The organism is Desulfacinum infernum DSM 9756, from assembly GCF_900129305.1.
In the GTDB taxonomy this organism is placed as follows: domain Bacteria; phylum Desulfobacterota; class Syntrophobacteria; order Syntrophobacterales; family DSM-9756; genus Desulfacinum; species Desulfacinum infernum.
The window spans coordinates 41,216-62,123 of record NZ_FQVB01000026.1 but is presented as its reverse complement, the minus strand read 5'-3'; the positions used below and the strand labels follow the sequence as shown (position 1 = coordinate 62,123).

The window sequence follows — 20,908 nt, the reverse complement described above, 5'->3', positions numbered from 1 at the left end:
CTGTCAAGTACAAATAGCGTATGCATATGAGATTAACATCTCATGTGTATCAATTCTCGGACAAGCTCCTAGGCCCCTTGGGAGTCCTGTAGGACTCGACCAACTGGTGGTAGAAGTAGGTGGTTCCCGTTTGGTGATCTTTTTTTCTGACTCGTCGAATGAACATAGTAGCAGGACATTAGCATGAGGAGGGAAGGCGAGTCAATGCTGGCCGTCTATTTTCTACCACTACACCGAATTTTCGGGGCCTCATCAACGACCTTTCAGATAGTTAGATGAGCAAAATCGGTACAATGTCGCACTATGCAGCATATAGATGACAAACTTGGGCTAAGGGGTTGTCCGACAATGGGTTCTTTGCCTCGTTTTGTCTCCATCCGTCATCCCCGCGAAAGCGGGGATCCAGGATTTCCGGGAAACTATGGACGCCCGCTTGCGCGGGAGTGACGGGTGGCGGAGTTTTCGAACAAACTCCTAACTCTTCGTATCGGCCAGAAGGGCTTGAAAAGCCTCCGCGATGATCTGGGTGTCTCCCGGCTGCAGGGTGCGAACATCCAGCAGGTAGCGGTCCGATTCGATCCGTCCGATGACGGGGATTGTGTGATGGCGAAGGGCCTGTTCCAACCGGGCGGCACTCCACGTGGCGGACCGAATGGAGACCACGTAGGTGGGAAGATCCCTTTCCGGAAGTGATCCGCCGCCCACCTGGGAAACGTTCCTTTCCACCTGGACGGAAAGCCTTTGGGCGCCGGGGCAGGTTCGGATCAACCGGGCCAGCTCTTCCGCCCTTTCCCGGAGCGTTTCCAGGGGCGTGGCGATCATTCGCAGCGTCGGGACGGCCGCGAAGGCCCGGCGCTCGTCCCGATAGAGGCGCAAGGTGGCTTCCAGGGCCGCCAGGGTCATCTTGTCCACGCGAAGGGCCCGCGTGAGTGGATTCTTTTTGCAACGGTCGATGACGTCCCGGCGCCCCAGGATGATGCCCGCCTGGGGGCCTCCCAGGAGCTTGTCGCCGCTGAAGGTCACCACGTCCGCCCCGGCCTTGAGCGCCTGTTGGGCCGTGGGTTCTTCCGGCAGCCCGAAGGGGGAGACGTCCACCAGGGAGCCACTTCCCAGGTCTTCTACGGCCAACAGGCCCCGGCTGTGGGCCAGCCGGGCCATGTCCTCCAACGGCACTTCCGCCGTGAAGCCGATTACCCGGTAGTTGCTGCAATGCACCTTCATGAGCAAGGCGGTCTGTTCCGTGATGGCCTGCTCATAGTCGCGCAGATGGGTTCGGTTGGTGCATCCCACCTCGCGCAGGACGGCCCCGCTGGCGGCCATCACATCGGGGATCCGAAAGGATCCTCCGATTTCCACCAGTTGGCCCCGGGAGACGATGACTTCGCGGCCCTTGGCCAGGGTGTTGAGCACCAAAAAGACGGCCGCCGCGTTGTTGTTCACCACCAGGGCGGCTTCGGCCCCGGTGATCTCCCGCAGGACGGCTTCGGCGTGCACGTAGCGGGATCCTCTTCTGCCGGCGGCCAGGTCGTATTCCAGGTTGTTGTAGGCTCGGCACACCTCCTGGAGTCTTTCCAGGGCTTCCATAGCCAGCAGGGATCGGCCCAGGTTCGTGTGCACCACGATGCCCGTGGCGTTCACCACCGGGCGGAGTGTGAACTCGTTCTTCTTTTCGGCCAACCGTACGGCTTCCGAGGCCAACCACCGGACGTCCAGGGAAAAGGATTCCTCCCCTGCCTGTTCGGCCAGAATGCGGCGCCTCTGGATGTCCAACGCTTCCCGGATGCTTTCCAATAGGAGCTTTCGAGGAATCCGTTCCAGCGCTTCCGCAATCGCGGGTTGTTTCAGGATTTCATCCACGCTGGGGAGCCGCCTCAGAAGGTCCTGCTTGCCTGCCCTGCCGGTCGATTCCATGGTCCGCCTTTCCCCGTGTCGTTTTGAGAACCCGGCCATTATAGTCCACGTCTTCGGGAAGTCCAGCACCCGGGCGCCGTGCATCTTGCCCTGAGAGGGATTCGGGATTAAGGTGCACGGGACATTTGAGGCAGGAGGTGGCACGACACTTTGCAATTGAACAACGCAGGCAATCCCTTGCCGATTTCCTCATTCGGCGCGGAAAGTTCCGTCACGATCCCCCGGCTCCGGGAAATCCTCGACGAAGGGCGCTCACCGGTATCCCTGGCCGGTCTGCCGCTGCAAGCCTTGGCCCTGTGGGCGGCCCGCCTTCCGGATCAGATCAAGAGGCCCGTGGTGGTGCTCACCACCACCGACAAGGAAGCCGAGGCGCTGGCGGAAGAAATCCGATACTTCCGGGGGGACAGGATCCGGCCCGCGGACCCCTTCTCCCAAAGGGTGCGCGTTTTCCCGTCCCGATCCGGCCACAGGGCTCAGGTGCTGGGAAAGATGGAAGGAGTGGCCCGACGCTTGGAGACCCTTTGGGCTCTCCGCCATGGTGGAGAGCCTCCCATCGTGGTGGCTTCGGCCCTGGCGGTTCTGGAAAGACTCATGCCGGCGCAGGTCCTGAACCGGGAAATCGAATACCGGGTGCTCCGGGAAGAGATCGATGTGGACGCCCTGTGTCGCCGTCTGGTGGTCCGTGGCTACTATCCCGTTCCCATGGTGGAGGAATACGGGGATTTCAGCCGGCGCGGCGACGTGGTGGACGTGTACGCTCCGCTCTATCCGTGGCCCCTGCGGCTGGAATTTTTCGGCTCGGAACTGGATGCCATTCGGATCTTTCATCCCGGCACCCAGCGGTCTTTGGCGGCGCTGGAGGAGGTGCTCCTGCTGCCGGCCAGCGAGATCGTCCTGGACGCTGAGGCCAAGGCCCGCGCCCGGGAAGTCCTCCTCGGCGAAATCAGCTCCGGACGGCTGAGCCCCTCCGTGGCCAACATGTGGATGGAGAAGCTGGAGGAAGGCCATCAGCTGGCGGCCTTCGAGCCCGTCCTTTCCGCCTTCTACGACGAGCTGGTTTCCTTTTTCGACTACCTTCCTTCCAATGCCCTGGTGATCTGGTCCGATCTGGGCGAGATCCGCAAGAGCCTCCATGAGACGTACAGCCAGACCCTCTGGGAGTGGGAATCCCGCGAGGATCCCGATCAGTGGCGCCGGCCGGCCCGGGAACTCTTCCTGGAACCGGAGGCGGTGGAAGAGGGAAGTGCTAGGTTCCAGAACGTGTGGGTCAACGCCGTCACGGAACGGGATCGGGCGGCGGTCCACCTGAACGTGGGGGTGCACGGCCAAGAGGACCTGAAGCTGGCCATCCAGAGCCATCCCAGGCGCGAGCGGCTTCTGGAGCCGCTGGCTCGGCGCCTGCTTCAATGGCAGGAGGAGGGCCTGGCCACGGTGGTGGTTTGCGATGCCAAGGAACGGGCGGTGCGCCTCAAGGACCTTTTGGCCAACTACGGACTGGACGTGAAAGGGGCCATGCGGGGTTCGGACGTGGGGCAAGGTGCGGATCCGGAAGGCCGGGAACTCCACCTTTCCGTGGGCCCCCTTCGGGCGGGATTCGTCTGGCCGGCCCAGCGTCTGGCCCTTGTGGCCGAATCGGAAGTGTTCGGCAAGAGGCCCTGGCGGCGTCGGGGTGCCAAGCCCCTGGCCGGGGTCTTCATCAGTTCCTTCCAGGATCTCCATGTGGGGGATCTCGTGGTCCACGTGGACCACGGCATCGGGGTGTATAAAGGCTTGGTCCATTTGAAGGCCGGGGGCATGGAAAGCGACTTCCTGCACCTGGAGTACCAGGACGGGGACCGTCTCTACGTGCCCGTGGACAAGCTGCACAAGGTCCAGAAATACCTGGGGGTGGAAGGCCAGGAACCCCGGGTGGACAAGCTGGGCGGAAAGTCCTGGGAAAACGCCAAGAAAAAGGCCCGGGAGTCGGCCGAGAAGGTGGCCCGGGAACTGCTCAGGATCTATGCCCTCCGCCATGTCCGGGAGGGCACCGCCTTCAGCCCGCCGGACAACTACTACCGGGAATTCGAAGCCCGTTTCGCCTACGACGAGACACCCGACCAGATGCGGGCCATCGAGGATGTGCTCCAGGACATGTGTTCCCCCCGGCCCATGGACCGCCTGATCTGCGGGGACGTGGGGTACGGCAAGACGGAGGTGGCGCTACGGGCCGCCTTCAAGGCCGTCCTGGACGGCAAACAGGTGGCCATGCTGGTGCCCACCACGGTTTTGGCGGAACAGCACTACGCCACCTTTTCCGAGCGCCTTAAGGATTTCCCGGTCACGGTGGATGTGCTCAGCCGTTTCCGAACGCCGGCCCAGCAAAAAGAGATCCTGGAACGGCTGCGCTCCGGGACGTTGGACATCGTGATCGGTACCCACCGGCTCCTCCAGAAGGACGTGGAATTCAAAGACCTGGGCCTGCTCATCGTGGACGAAGAGCAGCGGTTCGGCGTCCGCCACAAAGAGCGGCTCAAGGAACTGAGGGTTTCCGTGGATGTGCTCACCCTCACGGCCACGCCCATTCCCCGCACCTTGCACATGGCCCTTTCCGGCATTCGGGATCTGAGCACCATCGAAACTCCGCCTCAGGACCGGAAGGCCGTGGAGACGTCGGTGTGCAAGTACGACGAATTCACCATTCGGGAAGCCATTCATCGGGAGTTGCGCAGAGGCGGCCAGGTCTTCTTCGTCCACAACCATGTCCAGTCCATCCTGAAGATGGCGGCCCGGATCCGCGCACTGGTTCCGGAAGCCCGCGTGGGAGTGGCCCACGGCCAGATGCGGGAGCGGGAGTTGGAAAAGGTGATGATGGACTTCGTCAACCGAAAGGTGGACGTGCTGGTGTGCACCACCATCATTGAGTCTGGGCTGGACATTCCCGCCGCCAACACCATCATCATCAACCGGGCGGACAAGATGGGCCTGGCCCAAATCTACCAGCTCCGGGGCCGGGTGGGCCGGTCCTCCGAACAGGCCTACGCCTACTTGCTCATTCCCGGGGAACATCTGGTCACCCGGGACGCTCAGAAGCGGCTGCGGGCCCTCATGGATTTCAGCGAGCTGGGCTCGGGATTCAAGATCGCCCTGAACGACCTGCAGATCCGAGGCGGCGGTGCGATCCTGGGGTCCGCCCAGTCGGGGCACATCAGCGCCGTGGGCTACGAGCTCTACCTGGAACTCCTGGAAGAGACGGTGCGGCGCCTCAAGGGCGAAGAACCCGAAGAGTCCCCCTTGGACCCGGAAATCAACATTCCCGTGGCGGCCTACCTGCCCACCGCCTACATTCCCGATGCGGATCAGCGGCTGGTGGCCTACAAGCGCCTTTCCAGCTCCAGGAGCCAGGAAGACATCGACGACACCGCGCGGGAATGGCGGGACCGCTACGGCCCTCTGCCCGACGAAGCCAAGACCCTGCTGCTGCTCGCCCGCATGCGCCTCATGATGCAGCAGCTGCGGGTGGCGCGGCTGGACGGCGACCCGGAGGTCTTCCGGTTCACCTTTGCGGACCCGGTAAACATCGCGCCTGTTCAGGGGCAACTGAATGAACTCAAGTGCTTCGCGCGTCTGGAGGGGGATCGCAAGCTGGTGGTCGAAATGGCGTCACGGGGCGGTCTGGCCGCCGCGGCCAAGCTGAAAAGGATCTTGCAAGTATTGGTGGAACATGGTAGGGACATCAGGTCTGACAAGCAGGTTAGTGAGTGATTTTAAAAACTTGCCCGGCCCCGGCCTGAACTTCGGCGGGGAACCCTCCCGACGTTGAGAAAGGATTTCCCCAAGATGAAAAGATTATTCTCTCCACATGGGTTTGCCTGCGCGCTGATGGTTCTTCTGTGCTTGGGACTGATGGGCAAGGCCGGCGCAAAACCGGTGGACTGGATCGTGGCGGTCGTCAATGACGACATCATTCTCAACAGCGAGCTGGAAGAGCGGGTCAAGGCCATCGCGCAGATGTCGGGGCAGAGTCTGGCGTCCGTCGCCGCCGCCCAGATGGATCTTCTCAAAACGGAAGTTCTTCGACAAATGATCCGCGAGAAGCTCACGGCCCAGGAAGTGGCCCGGCTCAAGATCTCCGTGAGCGAGCGGGAGGTGGAAGGGGCCTTGGAGCGCATCAAGGAGGCCAACGGGCTCGATGACGAGCAACTGGCCGAGATGCTCCGACGGGAGGGGCGGACACTGGAGCAGCTCAAAGCAAAGATTCGGGAAGATATGGAACGGGCCCGGCTCATCGAGCGAGTTCTGAAATCCAAGACCGTCATCACCGAAGATCAGGTGGACGCCTATCTGAGGGACCAGCGAAACGATCCGGAGGAAAAGAGACGGCTGGCCGTGATCTTCCTCCCGGCTGGAGCGGACGCGACCCAACGGGCGGCGGCCCGCCAGAAGGCGGAAGAGATCCTGGCCAAGATCCGGGACGGTGCGGACTTTGCCGGCCTGGCCCGGGCCTATTCGCAGGGGCCCGGGGCGGACCAGGGAGGCGACATCGGCTACATCAAGGCCAAAGACCTGGCAGGCCCCCTGGAACGCGTCACGCGGGATCTGGAAGTGGGAGGCGTGAGTCAAGTGGTGGAGTCGTCAGCGGGATTCTATATCGTGAAGCTTCTGGATGTGCAGAGGACGGACTTGAAGAGCGTGGATGAGAGACTGCGCGAGAAGGCCCGGCAGGAGCTGTTCCAACAGGAAGTGAACAAGAAATACGAGAAGTGGATCCGGGAGTTGGAGGCCAAGTCCTTCATCCAGGTGCACCTGGCGCCGCCCTCGGAGGGGTCCTGACCTAAGGCTACGGGGGGTGGACGGGGAATGATCAGCCAATCATGAGGTTGCCACGAAAGGAAAGGCGGTTTGCCCATGGAGGCGATGCGGGAGATCGGTGCCTTTCTTGAAGGTGAGCGGAAAAGGCAGCAACTGACCCTGGATGCCGTATCCCGGCATACTCGGATCAGTGTGAAGGTGCTGCGCGCCATCGAAGAGGGGGAGCTGGAAGTGATCGGGACGCCCCTGCTGATTCGGGGCTTCCTGAGGACCTACTGTGAGGCCCTTGGTATCGACCCGCGCCCCATTCTGGAAGAATACGGAACCGAAATCCACCAGTACGACGACGAAAGGGACCGGCTGCGGCGCTTTGAGGGGTGGATGAAGTCGGCCCCATCCCGGGGGAAATTCTTTTTCGGGGTTCTCGCCCTTTTCGCGGTGGTGGCGGTTCTGGCCGCCGGCTGGGCCCTCTGGTGGCCGGGATATCAGCAGAAAAAGGCGGCTTCCTTGTCGGAGTCACCGACGGTTCCGAGCCAACAGGACCTGCCAACCGACCTGGCGACCGGAAAATCCGCTCCGAAAACGGGGGGGCCTCCGGAAGCCGTCAGCCCGGACGAAGAGCCGGGGCGGTCCAAGGAAGCGGAGGCGCCCGCTCCTGGGGCTGGATCACCGATCGCCGTTTCCGTGCCCAAGATCGAAGAGACAACAGTGGGGGAAGACGGGGAGAACCGGGAGCCCATCTCGCCCGTTCCTTCTCCGGAAGACGGTGCAACCCCGGCAGGAAGGTCCGACGAGACCCCGTTGGACCAGGCAAGCTCGCCGGTTCTCCCGGCCGGGGATGCGGTTCCGGTTGCCATGGAACCGGAATCCGGCGGAGTGGTCCCGCCGACGGATGAATCTGCCGGGGAACCGCAGGTTGCAGTGCCCGAACTGCAAAAGACGGCGGAACCGGAAACCGGGGCGGAGGCAGAAGAGTCCCGGGCGGGAAAGCACACGGTGCGCATCGTGGCCGCTGAAGAATCCTGGGTGCAGGTTCGGGTGGACGGAGCTGCGTCTGAGAGCTGGCTCATGAAACCGGGTGAAGAAAGGGTCTTCTCTGCGCAGGAAACCCTCCGCCTGTGGGTCGGCAACGCGGGCGGCATCCGCGTCTTCTGGGATGACAAGCCCTTGAAGCCCCTGGGGCAGAGGGGCGAGGTGGTCCGCGTCAAGCTGCCCAATCCCAGGTTCATGCCCGAGCCCTGAAAGACGTGCCTGGCCCGTGAAAGACGCTCGTCTGATCCGCTCTTCCGTCCCTGGATCTTTCCGCCGGGAACCGCTTATCACGCAACAGAGCCCCGGGCCGTACCCGACGCTGGGAGGCGCGTGTTCCCAATCCCCCAATCGGCATCCTCCGGCTTGGGAACGGCCATGGGATTCATGAAAACAGTCGAGACGGAAGCCATCGTACTGCATGCCTCCGATTACGGCGAATCGGATCGCATAGTGAGTTTCTATACCCTGGAAGCGGGCCTGGTTCGGGGGATCGCCAAGGGAGCGCGACGAAGCCGCAAGCGATTCGTGAACAGCCTGGAGACCGGCAGCGTGGTGCACCTGTCCTACAGGGTGCGTCGGGGATTGTTCTGGGTGGAAGGTTGCAAGCTGCTGGAGCTTCATGAACCTCTCCGTTCCGACTTCTTCCGCTGGGGCCATGCATGCCTGCTGTGCGAGGCCGTCTTGAGGATGAGTCCCGAAGGATTGAACCAGCCCGAGCTGTTCCATCTCCTTCGCCGGGGCTTGGAGCGGTTGGGCAGCGATCGGGATCCCTGGAATGTGACGGCGCTGTTCCTGCTTCGGCTGGTGGTGCTCTCCGGAAACATGCCCGCCCTGGAACGGTGTTCCCAGTGCGGAAAAGGGTTGGAACGGGGGCAGGGCTGGATCTGGAATCTTCCGCGGGGCCTCCTCTTGTGCTCCGAGCACGGGCTGCAGCCATCGGAGAGCGTTTCGCTGGACAGGGGATCCGTCCTGCTCATGCGCCTGGCCGCAGCGGCTCCGCCCGAAAAGCTCTGGAGGATGCGCTTTCGAAAAGACGCCGCCCGGGCCCTTGTCCGAGCCATGGCCACGTGGATGGAACATCAGAGCGGGCGGAGACTCCGGTGCATGAAAATCTTGAATCCGCCGGGAGCTGTGCCGCTCCCGCAAAAGGAAAGGAACCACCGTGGAATGGATGAATCAATTTGAATCCATAGCCACCTCCAATCCCTGGCTGGCGCTTCTTTTGGCCTTCGGCGGCGGGGTCTTGGCCGGGTTTACTCCCTGCACCTATCCCATGCTGCCCATCACCGTGGCCTTTGTGGGCAGTCGGGCTCAGGGGAGCCGATACAAGGGGCTTATTTTGTCTTCTTTCTATGTGCTGGGGATCGCCATCGTCTATTCGCTGCTGGGATTTCTGGCCGCGGCCACGGGGCGCATGTTCGGCTCCCTCACCATGAACCCGTGGATCTACCTGGTGGTGGGCAACATCTGTCTCCTCTGTTGCCTGGCCATGCTGGAAGTCATCCCCATGCCGGTGCCGGCCTTTCTCAGCCGTGTTCAGGTGCGCTGTGTGCCGGGTTATGAGGTGCTGAGCAGCATCCTGGTGGGGGGGGCTTCGGCCCTGGTGATCAGTCCGTGCACCACCCCGATTCTCGGGGTGCTCCTCACCCTCGTGGCCACGGGCAAGAGTGTCCTCTGGGGGGGCATGATGCTCTTCGTCTTTGCCTATGGTATGGGCAGTCTGGTGATTGTGGTGGGGACCTTCACCGGCGTGCTGGCCTCCCTGCCCAGGTCGGGCGTGTGGCTCAAAAGGGTGCAGAGGGGTTTTGCCGTGCTTATGTTGATTGCATCCGAATACTTTTTCGTGAAAGCAGGGGAGATGTGGATATGAGGAAAGAGTTTCGATCGGCAACGGCGGTCGTGCTGGCGGCGGTTCTGGTGGCCGCCCTTTGTGCCGCGGCCCCGGCTCAGTCCATGATGGACAAGGTGATGGGCCTTATAGGTGCGGGAGGCACCGCCGAAGCGGCCGATTTTGAGCTCCCCGCCGTGGACGGAACCCGGGTGCGCCTGAGCGACTATCTGGGAAAAAGGCCGGTGCTGCTCTACTTCTGGGCCATTTGGTGTCCTGCGTGCCGGTCGGTCAAGCCCGAGGTGGCCAAGCTGAGACGGGAGATCGCCGACGACCGGCTGGAGATCCTGGCCATCAATGTGGGTTCCGGGGAATCCTTCACCAAGGTGAAGCGCTATCAGAAAGCCCATCCCATGCCCTTCAAGGTGCTCTACGACGGCAACAGCGCCGTCACGCAAGCCTACCGGGTCCAGGGGATTCCTCTTTTTGTGATCGTGGACAAGGAAGGCAAGGTGGTCTATCGGGACCATCAGCTGCCCGGGGATATGGATCGGTACGTGAACTGAGGCACCGAGTGCCCGCTATCGAAGGTGAATCATGAAGGACGTGCTGACCATCATCATGGCGGGGGGGAGAGGCGAAAGGCTGCTGCCTTTGACGCGCGACCGCTGCAAGCCGGCCGTTCCTTTCGGAGGCATCTACCGTCTGATCGACATTCCCTTGAGCAACTGCGTCAATTCCCAGCTCTACAAGATCCTCGTCTTCACCCAGTACAAGTCCCAGTCCCTGGTGGATCACCTGGAGGACGGCTGGAACATCTTCTCGGGGGCGCTGGGCCACTTCCTGAGGATCGTGGCTCCCCAGCAGCGCCTGGGCGAGGACTGGTACCGTGGGACGGCCGATTCGGTGCGCCAGAACTTGTATCTGATCGAGAGGGAACGGCCGAAGCATGTGCTGATTCTGTCCGGCGACCACGTCTATAAGATGGATTACGGCATCTTTCGCCGGTTCCACGAGGAAAAGGATGCGGACGTGACCGTGAGCCTTCTGGAAGTGGACCGGGCCACGGCCTCCGCCTTCGGCATCGCCCAGGTGGATGCGGACTTGAAAATCTGCGGCTTCCAGGAAAAGCCTGCGGATCCCACCCCCATGCCCGACGACCCCCGAAAGAGCCTGGCTTCCATGGGAATCTACCTCTTCCGCACGGAAGTCCTTTTGCGCGTGCTCAAGGAAAGCCGGTACGAGGACTTCGGGAGGGACATCATCCCCTGGCTGGTGCGGGAGGGCAACGCCTACGCCTATCCCTACCGGCGCTACAATCACATCAAGGACGACGTGCCCGTCTATGTTCCTTCGGTGGGCTATCGCTTCCAGCGGGAAGACCCCACTCGCGATTCTTCCTACTGGCGCGACGTGGGCAGCCTGGACGCCTACTGGAATGCCAATATGGATCTGACCGGGCTCAACCCCTTTTTCAACCTTTACGGGCGCCGGTGGCCCATCCGGGGCCTCACCCGGCAGGTGCCTCCCGCCAAGTTCGTCTTCGCCCGGCATGGTTCGGAAAAACAGCGGGTGGGAACGGCCCTGGATTCGGTGGTGCCCCACGGGTGTATCATCAGCGGGGGCGTGGTGCGAAATTCCGTCTTGTCCTACAATGTCATCGTCAATAGTTGGGCGGAAGTGGACGAATCGGTGGTGATGGACAACGTGGAGGTGGGGCGGCGTTGCCGGATCAAAAAGGCCATCATCGACAAGGATAACGTGATCCCGCCGGACACCCAAATCGGCTTGAACCCGGCGGAGGATCGCAAGCACTTTGTGGTGACGCCGCGGGGGATTACCGTGGTGCCGAGAGGAACCTTTCCCAGGGCGTAGCGTAAGGATTTGCGACGGGCGGCCTGCGGGTTCCTCCAGATCACTCCTCCAAAGGACGAGGAACCAGACGTTTGACCGAAACGCCTCGCACGGGATCCTTGACCGACATCTCCCGGATCAGGCTCCGACCCAAAGTTTCCGGGAGTTTCCATTGGGAGGCGGGGGCCTTGATGGTCGAACCGGCGGCGATGTTGCCCCGCACCTTGATGCACGGATTGGCGGCCCGCGCCTTCATCCATTCCACGAGGGCTTGGTACTCTTCGTGATGGTTCGCATAGAGGCCGCGCAGCTCGTTCTGCCTTTCCCGCAGCCGCTTGACCTTCTTCTTAATGGTTTCCACCTTGGCGAATAACGCCTCCAGCGCTTCCTCCGCCTCGGTCATCTCCTTTTGCAAACTCTTTTTCTCTTCTTCCAAAACGGTGTCTGGGCTGTCGGGATTGGCGGAAAGCATCTCCTCCAGCTGGCGCAGTTCCGCGTTCATTTGGTCCTGCCTCTGGACGACGATACCGATCTGCAATTCGACCTTGTCGACTGCTTCCCGAAGCCTGGATTCGGCGTTTCTCAGCCGCTCGGACTTCTTCTTGAAACCCGCCAACTGGTCTCGAAGGACCCCCAGCTTCTCTTCAAATATGGGATCTTCTCCGATGGTCAGGCGACAACCGCGCGATTTTTCCGAACCGATGTTCAGGGCATCGATGCATTCAAAGGCCACAATGTCCGTGGAAAGAATGCTGCCGCTGCTGGCATAGAACGAGCCCGAAGTCTCAATGACGGAATCCACCACGCTCGATTCCACCACCACGTCGCCGGCGGCCCGGACGCGGCTTCCCGTCATGTGCCGGGCCTTCACATGACCACCGCTGATTACCCGGCCGCCGATGATCCCGCCCGTGATGACCACGTGACCCGTCGCCACCACCTCCCCTTGATGCACTTCCTTGGCCGAAACGGATGCCGCCTTGACGCGGAATCCCGGCGTGACGGTCCCGGCGATATGCACGTGACCGTCGAAGATCACGTGACCCGTGGCGAGATCCACATCCCCGGGGATTTCCAGCTCCGGATAGACCGAAATCTTGCCGTCGGCCGTCACCAGCGGTCGTCCCGCGCTCTTGGCAAACACCTTGGTGCCGTCTTCCGAGCGGGCCGCCCCCACCCCACATCGGAGCGTCACGTCCATGGGCTTGGGGGGAGGCACCGGATCTCCATAGATATCCACGCCGGGTTTCCCGGGCTGGGGAGGGATCCTTTCGGCGAGAAGCGTTCCTTCCTGCACCTGGGGGATCTGGCCTCGGTCTCGAAAATCCATGGCCCCCCCCTCCTTGATGCGCCCCACTTGCAGGGGGTCCGTCTCGAAAAAGTATTTGACCGTAGCGTCCCGTCCAGGCTCGGGTGGTCTGCCCTGCGCGATTCGCAGCGAGCCCTTGGGGGCCGTGCGGCCTTTCAGGGCCTTCACGATGGGCTCCAGATCCACGATTCCCGCCCGGATCCCCCGGCTGCGGATCAAGGCCTCGAGGCGGTCTCGATCCATGGCCACTTGCGGTCGTTGCGACCAGGTGAGAACAACTTCCAGCTTGTCCTGACTGATCCGAATCTCGAAAAACTTCTCCAACTCCTCGATGATCGAGGGGGGGACGGCCTTCGGCTTTGCGTCTCTGGTCGGCGCCTCCTGGGCATCTTCCTTCAGGGGTTCTCCGGGCGGACCGGCGGTTTCCAGTCCCCTCCGGTGCTCCAGTTGAACCTTTTCAAGAGCACTCTGGTCCAGAACCCCTTCCTGCACCAGCACCTGCCCGACGGGCACCACGCGGCGCTCCCTCCGGAACAGCTCCATCTGTTTCTTGAGAGCGAGCTTTTCATCCCGGGGCAGGATGTATCCTTTGGAGATGGCGAAATCGAGAAAGGGTCGTTCCTTCTGGCGAAAGGAAAGAAACTGCTGGATCCGAATCAGGGCCTGGCACTGGGACGGGGTCAACACCCCCTTCTCCACCAGGATGTCGCCCAGGTGCCGCTGGTGACCGTCTGTGGCCAGTCGCTTTTGAAGGGCCAGAGCTTCGCGCACCTGCTCAGGGGTTGCCAGTCCATACTTGATGGCGAGCTTGCCCAGCAAAAGAACCTGGTCCTGGTCACCGATCCTTTCATAAAGGGTCATGGCGGCTCCCACGAAAGGGGTGGGAAGGGAAGATCTTCGGGCCTTCTGGGGCCGCAGGGCCTTGCCGCTTGCGTTGTCCCCATTGCCAAGTCTTTGCGGCTGGTTAGGCGCCCTCACCAGCCGCGCCGAATGTACACGGATCACGTCGTCGATGTCAAGTATTTGACGACATGTTTAAGGGAAAGAAGGTTTCTTATTTCCATGGTCTGTGTTTTTTTCGAAGTTATGGGCCAGCTGAAGGACCACGGCTTCGCCGAAGTGGGGACCCAAGACTTGCAACCCCACGGGAAGGCCGCCGGAGGTGTGGCCGCAGGGTACGGAAATCCCCGGAATTCCCGCGAGGCTTGCCGGCAGTGTCAGAACATCGCTCAAATACATCTGGAGCGGGTCCTGGGTCTTTTCGCCTATCTTGAAGGCCGGCGTGGGGACGACCGGTGCGATGATAGCGTCACAATTATCAAAGGCTTGGATGAAGTCCTGTTTGATCAGGGTGCGCACCTGCGAGGCCTTTCGGTAGTAGGCGTCGTAATAGCCCGCCGAAAGGCTGTAGGTTCCCAACATGATGCGTCGTTTCACCTCGGCGCCGAACCCCAGGTTCCGGCTTTCCCGGTACATGGTCAGAAGATCCCGGGCTTCCTGTTTTCGAAATCCGTATTTGACCCCGTCGTATCGGGCCAGGTTGGAACTGGCCTCGGCGGGGGCGATGATGTAGTAGGCGGCCACCCCGTAATCGGTGTGGGGAAGGGAGATCTCCACCAGGCGCGCCCCCAGGTCCCGAAAGACCGCGAAGGCCTCTTCCATGGCCCGGGCCACTTCCGGGTCCATCCCTTCCACGAAGTATTCCTTGGGAATTCCCAAGGTCATGCCGCGGATGGGCTCGTCCAGGCGCGCCTGCAGGTCCCCCACCGGCTGTTCCAGGCAGGTGGAGTCCCGGGGGTCGTGGCCGGCGACGACCTGAAGCAGCAGCGCCGCATCCCGGACGTCCTTGGTAATGGGGCCGATCTGGTCCAGGGACGACGCGAAGGCCACCAGCCCGTAGCGCGACACCCGGCCGTAGGTGGGTTTCATGCCCACCACGCCGCAAAAGGACGCAGGCTGACGGATGGATCCGCCCGTGTCGGTTCCCAGGGCGCCGGCGCACAGATCGGCGGCCACGGCCGCCGCCGATCCTCCGCTGGAGCCTCCCGGAACCCGTTCCATGTCCCAGGGATTGCGGACGGGACCGTAGGCGGAATTCTCATTGGACGATCCCATGGCGAACTCGTCCATGTTGGTCTTCCCCAGCAGGATGGCTCCGTTTTCCTTGAGGCGCGCCACGGCGGTGGCGTCGAAAGGGGGGATGAAGTTTTCCAGGATTCGGGACCCGCAGGTGGTGCGCACTCCCTGGGTACAGAGCACGTCCTTGAGAGCCAGGGGGACCCCGCCCAAGGGCTTATCCTGCAGCGGCAGGGTTCCGGAATCGTAAGCGCGCGCTTGCTCCAGGGCCTGGTCGGCCAGCACGGTCAGGTAGCTGTTGAGGCTCTTGTCCAACTCTTCGATGCGCTCCAGATAGGCCGTCACCACTTCCGTGACGCTCGCTTCCTTACGCAGCAGCGCACCCCTCGTCTCGTGAATGGTCAGCTCATGCAAACCCGCCATGGATCTTCTCTCTCCTCGCGTGGGCGTTTCCTAGATGACCTTGGGCACCACGAAATGGACTCCGTCCGTTTGGGGGGCGTTGGCCAGGGCGCTGTCCCGTTGCAGGGATGGGCCCACCACGTCCTCCCGAAAGACGTTGGCTCGTTCCACCGCATGGGTGGTGGGTTCCACCTGCGAGGTGTCCACTTCGTTGAGTTTTTCCATGTAGTCCAGGATGGCATTCAGCTGCTGGGTCATCTGGACCTCTTCGTCCGGGTTCAGATCCAGGCGCGCCAGATCCGCCACGTGCCGCACCTCTTCGCGGGTGATCTTCTCCTTCATGATTCCGTCCTTTTTTGTACGAAATGCGACCTTGTACCGTCCATGCACCTGGTGCGTAGGGGCGAATCTTCCTTGGCCCCCACGGTGGCCTGCTTCCTGAAAGCCCGTTGCATCCTTACGTTGTCATCGACTTCCGTCTCTTTCAGCCATGTCGGGTGGCAAGCCTTGCCAGGAACATTCTGTTGTTGCGCCACGCCACGCGGGGGTCCTCACAGCCCTGGCTGGGGAAGGAGCCCGTGGGCGACACTAACACAGAGCCGAACGGCCGCTCAAGGGCGGCTTCTATACAAATCAAGAGGGGGAATGGACCACCGTCCATTCCCCCTCCTGACTCCCCTCGGGAGGTAACGGCCGAAGGGTCTGGGAAGGTGTTTTGTCAAGACAATATATCCAATGCAGCACAAAGTACAAGCCTTTCTTGTGCATATCCCGCCCTTGACGGCCGGGGCCTCACCTGCCATAAAAGGCGCCTTTGCAAAACGACCTGGATCGGAAAAACAAAGGAGTGTCCGTGCGGATCTCACTGTCTGCAGCCCAGCGGGAAGCAGTGGAAAGTCTCGGTCGCCCGGTTTTGGTGACAGCCGGGGCCGGCAGCGGCAAGACCCGAACCCTCACCGCCAAGATCGCCTACCTGGTCGGCGACCTGGGATACGATCCTCGGAGGATTCTCGCCATCACCTTCACCAACAAGGCGGCCGAGGAGATGAAATCCCGGCTGCGGCAGATCACCGGCCGCCCGCCCCAGGACTTCCCCTGGGTCCGAACCTTCCACAGCGCCTGCTTCCAGATTCTCAAGGAATATTGCGAAGAATTGGGCTACCGGCGGCCCCTCACCATCCATTCCGAATACCAGCAGAAGGTGACCCTCAAAAAAGTCCTGGCCCAACTGGACCTGGATTCCAAGTATCTGGCACCGCTGCGAAGTGCCATCTCCCGGGCCAAGAATTCCGAGGATCCCCGGGGCTATCTGGCCCAGGCGAACCGGATCCCCAGGCGCCTGGAGGCCCTGGAGCTCTACAACGAGATCCTCGCCCAGCACAATGCCGTGGACTTCGATGACATTCTGGGGCTTACCCGGGACCTGCTGGCCCGAAACGAGGCCGTTCGGGAAAGATGCCGCCATCTTTTCGACTACGTTCTGGTGGATGAATTTCAGGATTCCAACGCCGTCCAATGCCGGATCATGGATCTTCTGGTGCGCGACGGGAACCTCACCGTGGTGGGAGACGACTACCAGAGCATCTACCAGTTCCGGGGCGCCGACCCCTCCCACTTCATCCACTTCCCCAAGACCTATCCCAACGCCCACGTAGTGAGGCTGGAAGAAAACTACCGTTCCACCCGGCCCATCGTGGCGGCGGCCGAAGCCCTCATCGCCCACAATGCCCATCGGCTGGAAAAGAAGTGCTTCAGCCGGCGGGACGGAGAACCGGTGGAGGTCCGAGAATTTTTGAGCGATGAACAGGAAGCGCTCTGGGTGGCGGACACCTGCCGCAATCTCCATGAAACCCGGGGGATTCCCCTGGATCGTATGGCGGTTCTCTACCGCACCAGATTCTGCTCCATGGTCTTGGAACAGGCCATGCGTCGTCGAGGCGTTCCCTACAAAATGATGGGAGGGCGCGGCTTTTTCGAGCGCCGGGAAGTCCGGGATCTCAACGCCTATCTCCTCTGTGCCGTCAACCCCCGGGACGACGTGTCGTTGGAACAGATTCTCAATGTGCCCAAACGGGGCCTGGGGACGGGGACGCTGAAAAAGATCTTCGCCATCGGGGGATCGGGCACGCCTTTACGGGAAAAGTGCCGGCGTGCACTGGAACGCGGCCTCCTTTCCAAGAAGGCCGCCCGGTCCCTCAGGGAATTTTTGGACCTCCTGGAGGAGCTGCGCGGGCTGCCTCCCGCCTCCGCCCTGCAGCGGGTGGTGGAGGCATGCGGCTATGAAGCGTATCTTCGGCAAATCAGTACGGACGAGGACGACTTCACGGCCCGCATGGAAAACATCCAGCAGATGCTCCACGCCGCCTCCCAGGCCCCAGACCTGGAAACCTACCTGGAAGAGTGCGCCCTGGTCACGGAAGAGCAGGACGACGGCGACGACGGCTACGGCGTTCGCCTTTCCACCTTCCACGGGGCCAAGGGCCTGGAGTTCGAGGCGGTCTTCGTGATCGGGCTGGAGGAGGGGCTCCTTCCCCACTGGCGCTCCCTGGGGGCGTCTCCCCGGGGCGGCTCCGGCGTCGGGGCGGAAGGGGAAGAAGACGCGCCGGGGTTGGAGGAGGAACGGCGGCTGCTTTATGTGGCCATGACCCGGGCGGAAAAGCAGCTCTATCTCTCCCATGCCAAGGCGCGCAAAGGCGACCTGGTGCGGCCCAGCCGCTTTCTGGCGGAACTTCCCGAGGAACACGTCCGCCACCGCTCCTGGTAGGGTCGGTCCCGTGGGCCCCTAAAATGCCACAAGCAGGTGCTTTCCCGCATGGGCGGGCGTGGGTGTGTTGGTCATGGTCATGAGACGTTTCAGCTCGCCCGTGATTTCCTCGATAACCGCCTGGACGCCCCTTTCCCCGTCGGCCGCCAGGCCGTACAGGATGGGTCTTCCCAGGCCCACCAACCGGGCGCCGAAAGCCAACCCTTTCAAAACATCGCTCCCCCTGCGGAAGCCTCCGTCCACGCAGATCACCGTATGCCCCCCCACCGCCGCTACGATCTCATCCATTACCTGCAGGGGATGAGGCAGGTAGTCCAGGGTGTGTGCGCCGTGGTTGGACACCACGATGGCGTCGGCCCCTGCATCCACCGCCTTCACGGCATCCACGGCGCTCAGGATCCCCTTGAAGATCAGGGGCCGGTCCACCATGGCGCGGATCTCCCGAAGCTCCTTGGATTGGAGCGGGGAGCAGTCCTTGGCCATCTGACGGTCCCTCACCTTGGTGCCCTGGCCGGAATCGATCTCAATCCCCACCTAGTGCACCCCTTCCTCCTGCACGGCCTCGACGGCCTCGAACATCTTCTTTCGATCGCTGAAAGGTTTCACGTTGGCGGCCAAGGGAACCAGGGCGGCGAGACGGGCCAGGTTCTGGGGGATGGGGGTTCCCGTCCACATGAGGCTCCCGGCGTTCTTGAGTCCCCGGGCCACCTGCTCCAGGGCGTCTTCTCCCATGGACGGGATGGGCATGGTCATGGCGGACATGACGACGGGAGTGGCCAGATCCACGCCCAGAATGCGGCAGCGCGTGTCCGCCTTCACCGCGTCGATGCACTGCTGACGAAAGGTGTAGCGGTCCAGAACCCGCCGGTCGTTTTCCAGGATGAATTCCGTCTCCACGCCGTCCAGAAAGAATCCGATCTCCTTTTGCCTCAGGGCCGCTTCGCCCCGGGTGTAGATGTCGGCCAGGCCCATGCTCTTCCTCCCTGTCATCCGGATGATCCTTCGTTCACGTTGATTGGGTCCATTCGCGGTTCCCCGCCACACTCAAGCTATCTTGACCTTTCCGCTCCCTCACGGCAAGGCTTCCCCGTGCCTTCGAAAGTGTGGTACGCAGAAGACACGCATTGGCCGAGGGGAACGCTTTTGGTCCCCATGTGTTCCCGCGTTTTGCCCTTTCGCCGGCGAAGGAGGTCGTTATCACCGTGATTTGCCCTTTCTGCGGCCAGGAAACGGGAGAGCCCGGGGGCCACGTGACCCAAAGAGAGTGCCGTGAGGCCCTGTGCCGGCGCCTGGAGGCCCTGCGCCGCCAGCTGGAAGGCGCCCACGAAGTGAAATTGAGCGGCGTGGCGACGGACGATTCCCTGGACGCCCTGTGGCGGGAGATGGAATCGGTCAGTCAACGAATCAATGATCTGCAGAAAATCGACGGGGCCCTGAAGCACGCCCGCCTGCTGGGGACGCGCTCGGCCTGGGAGCACTTGCTGCAAACCCTCGAGGCATGGAGGAACAGGACATGGGAGGAAGAATCTTCCGGTTCCTGATGACGGCTCTTTTGGGCCTTGGGATGGCGGCCCCACAGCCGGCCTCGGCCGTGGAGCGCGCGCTCACGATCACGCCTTCCGACGGGGCGTGGGTGAGGGAACGAATGACCGTCCGAGTCGATCCCGGCAGGCGGACGATCAGTCTCAACGGCTTCCTGCGGACCGTGCGCCCGGAAACGGTGGAACTTCGCCTGCCCTCCCCGGAGTCCGGCGTCCGTGATCTTGGTCTCGTCTTCCGGTACCGGCCGATCAACCGGGCCAATCTGCTTCGGGAATACGAGGGCAAGGACGTGCAAGTCGTGCTCTTTGACCCGCGCGGTGCCCAGAACGCGCGGGTGATCAAGAGCGCCCGGGTGCTGGATGCCGGAGGAGGCGGGGAGCCTGTCTTTTTGTTGGACGAAGGGGTCTGGGCGGGCGACGTGGAAGCCGTTCTGTTCCCGGAGGTTCCCGATGGCCTGGACGGGGAGCCGCGCGTGTTCTGGAACGTGGAAAATCTCGGATCCTCCCCCGTGGAACTGGATGTGGAACGAACCTACGAGGCGGGCGGCTTCGGCTGGAAGGCCCTGTACGTTCTCACTTTGGAGGCGGATTCGGAGAAAGCACACCTGGCCGGGGATGTGCTGGTTCAAAACGCAAGCGGCTCGGACCTTTCCGGTGCCCGGGTGGTGCTGCTGGCGGGGGATCTCCAAAGGGTTCGAAGCCGCCGGGATGACGATGTCATGGAAATGGCGGCGGCCCCCATGCGCCTGAAGGCGGCCCCCGTGGAGGAAGCCCCGGTCCTCGAATATCACCTCTACCGGTTGGGTGATCCGGTGGATCTTCGGGACGGGGAGCGGCTTCGCCTGCCCCTGGTTCGGGGGGCTGCGATCCTGGTGAAGAAGCGACTGGTGAGCACGGGAAACGCGGCCTTTTACGGGAGCTGGAGAGGGGCCGAAGAAAGCCGGCCGCAGCCGGTGGATGTTTTCTTGGAAATCAAAAACGAAGCGTCCAACGGCCTGGGAAAGCCCCTTCCCGCCGGGGTGGTCCAGGGGGCCATGGTCACCGACGCGGGGGCCCGGGTGCCCCTGGGCGAAGATCGGATCGGACACACCCCGGAAGGGGCGACCATGAAACTCCACTTCGGTCGCTCCTTCGACGTGCAGGTGCGCCGCCGTCTCACGGACTTTCAGCGGATTTCCCAGCACACCACCCGGTGCACGTGGGAGCTGGAGGTGCAAAGCGGCAAGGCCCGGCCGGAAACGGTGGAACTGGATGAACAGGTGCCGGGCCGCTGGCAGGTGCTCCGGTCCAGCCACCGCTGGGAGAAGGTGAGCGCTGGACTCCTGCGGATCCCCGTGGAGGTGCCCCCCCAGGGGGTGGTGCGCGTCACCTACGAAATCGAAATGGACACCCGGTCAGGGTAG

General features: G+C 62.4%; 16 protein-coding genes. 10 read left to right on the top strand and 6 right to left on the bottom strand.

What is annotated here, in order from left to right:
- Positions 1-474 precede the first annotated feature (474 nt).
- Positions 475-1,911 carry an L-seryl-tRNA(Sec) selenium transferase gene (gene selA / locus BUB04_RS13045; protein WP_073040215.1) on the bottom strand — a complete coding sequence of 479 codons (1,437 nt, stop codon included), beginning with the start codon at positions 1,909-1,911 and terminating at the stop codon, positions 475-477.
- A 177-nt stretch (positions 1,912-2,088) separates the two neighbouring features.
- Here selA and mfd point away from each other — a divergent pair, with 177 nt between their 5' ends.
- From mfd to glgC, 7 genes are all read left to right on the top strand, one after another.
- Positions 2,089-5,652, top strand: coding sequence for a transcription-repair coupling factor (mfd, locus tag BUB04_RS13040; protein ID WP_143156481.1), 3,564 nt, complete (start codon positions 2,089-2,091; stop codon positions 5,650-5,652).
- A gap of 75 nt (positions 5,653-5,727) precedes the next feature.
- A complete protein-coding gene (locus BUB04_RS13035) occupies positions 5,728-6,720 on the top strand; it encodes a peptidylprolyl isomerase (RefSeq protein ID WP_084076477.1) in 993 nt (330 codons plus the stop codon).
- Between the two features lie 75 nt (positions 6,721-6,795).
- The gene (locus BUB04_RS13030; RefSeq protein WP_073040212.1) at positions 6,796-7,941 is read left to right on the top strand and encodes a helix-turn-helix domain-containing protein; all 1,146 of its coding nucleotides are present in this window, start codon (positions 6,796-6,798) and stop codon (positions 7,939-7,941) included.
- 174 nt (positions 7,942-8,115) lie between these two features.
- Positions 8,116-8,916 (top strand): DNA repair protein RecO, encoded by an 801-nt coding sequence (recO, locus tag BUB04_RS13025; RefSeq protein WP_178371988.1) that lies wholly within the window; start codon positions 8,116-8,118, stop codon positions 8,914-8,916.
- Positions 8,903-9,601: a cytochrome c biogenesis protein CcdA gene (locus BUB04_RS13020; RefSeq protein WP_073040208.1), complete on the top strand. Its 699-nt coding sequence runs from the start codon at positions 8,903-8,905 to the stop codon at positions 9,599-9,601. The genes recO and BUB04_RS13020 overlap by 14 nt, the downstream gene beginning before the upstream one ends.
- Positions 9,598-10,125 (top strand): peroxiredoxin family protein, encoded by a 528-nt coding sequence (locus BUB04_RS13015; RefSeq protein ID WP_073040206.1) that lies wholly within the window; start codon positions 9,598-9,600, stop codon positions 10,123-10,125. The genes BUB04_RS13020 and BUB04_RS13015 overlap by 4 nt, the downstream gene beginning before the upstream one ends.
- Positions 10,126-10,156: 31 nt before the next feature.
- On the top strand, positions 10,157-11,434 hold the full coding sequence (gene glgC, locus BUB04_RS13010; protein WP_073040204.1) for a glucose-1-phosphate adenylyltransferase: 1,278 nt from the start codon (positions 10,157-10,159) through the stop codon (positions 11,432-11,434).
- A 40-nt stretch (positions 11,435-11,474) separates the two neighbouring features.
- On the opposite strand, the gene BUB04_RS13005 is transcribed toward glgC, so the two are convergent.
- The 3 genes from BUB04_RS13005 to gatC form a co-directional block, all read right to left on the bottom strand.
- Positions 11,475-13,583 (bottom strand): flagellar assembly protein A, encoded by a 2,109-nt coding sequence (locus BUB04_RS13005; RefSeq protein ID WP_073040202.1) that lies wholly within the window; start codon positions 13,581-13,583, stop codon positions 11,475-11,477.
- Positions 13,584-13,757: 174 nt separating this feature from the next.
- Entirely contained in the window at positions 13,758-15,221 is a 1,464-nt protein-coding gene (gatA, locus tag BUB04_RS13000) for an Asp-tRNA(Asn)/Glu-tRNA(Gln) amidotransferase subunit GatA (RefSeq protein ID WP_073040200.1), read from the bottom strand.
- 30 nt (positions 15,222-15,251) lie between these two features.
- On the bottom strand, positions 15,252-15,542 hold the full coding sequence (gene gatC / locus BUB04_RS12995) for an Asp-tRNA(Asn)/Glu-tRNA(Gln) amidotransferase subunit GatC (RefSeq protein WP_073040198.1): 291 nt from the start codon (positions 15,540-15,542) through the stop codon (positions 15,252-15,254).
- A 511-nt stretch (positions 15,543-16,053) separates the two neighbouring features.
- Here gatC and BUB04_RS12990 point away from each other — a divergent pair.
- Positions 16,054-17,964 (top strand): ATP-dependent helicase, encoded by a 1,911-nt coding sequence (locus tag BUB04_RS12990; protein WP_218588452.1) that lies wholly within the window; start codon positions 16,054-16,056, stop codon positions 17,962-17,964.
- Between the two features lie 18 nt (positions 17,965-17,982).
- On the opposite strand, the gene BUB04_RS12985 is transcribed toward BUB04_RS12990, so the two are convergent.
- Both BUB04_RS12985 and BUB04_RS12980 read right to left on the bottom strand, forming a co-directional pair.
- Positions 17,983-18,498, bottom strand: a complete 516-nt coding sequence (locus tag BUB04_RS12985; protein ID WP_073040196.1) for an alpha-hydroxy acid oxidase — start codon at positions 18,496-18,498, stop codon at positions 17,983-17,985.
- Entirely contained in the window at positions 18,499-18,954 is a 456-nt protein-coding gene (locus BUB04_RS12980; RefSeq protein ID WP_073040194.1) for an alpha-hydroxy-acid oxidizing protein, read from the bottom strand.
- 212 nt (positions 18,955-19,166) lie between these two features.
- On the opposite strand from BUB04_RS12980, the gene BUB04_RS12975 reads away from it, so the two are divergent.
- Together BUB04_RS12975 and BUB04_RS12970 are read left to right on the top strand one after the other, a co-directional pair.
- Positions 19,167-19,505: a hypothetical protein gene (locus BUB04_RS12975; protein ID WP_073040192.1), complete on the top strand. Its 339-nt coding sequence runs from the start codon at positions 19,167-19,169 to the stop codon at positions 19,503-19,505.
- Positions 19,478-20,908, top strand: a complete 1,431-nt coding sequence (locus tag BUB04_RS12970) for a DUF4139 domain-containing protein (protein ID WP_073040190.1) — start codon at positions 19,478-19,480, stop codon at positions 20,906-20,908. The genes BUB04_RS12975 and BUB04_RS12970 overlap by 28 nt, the downstream gene beginning before the upstream one ends.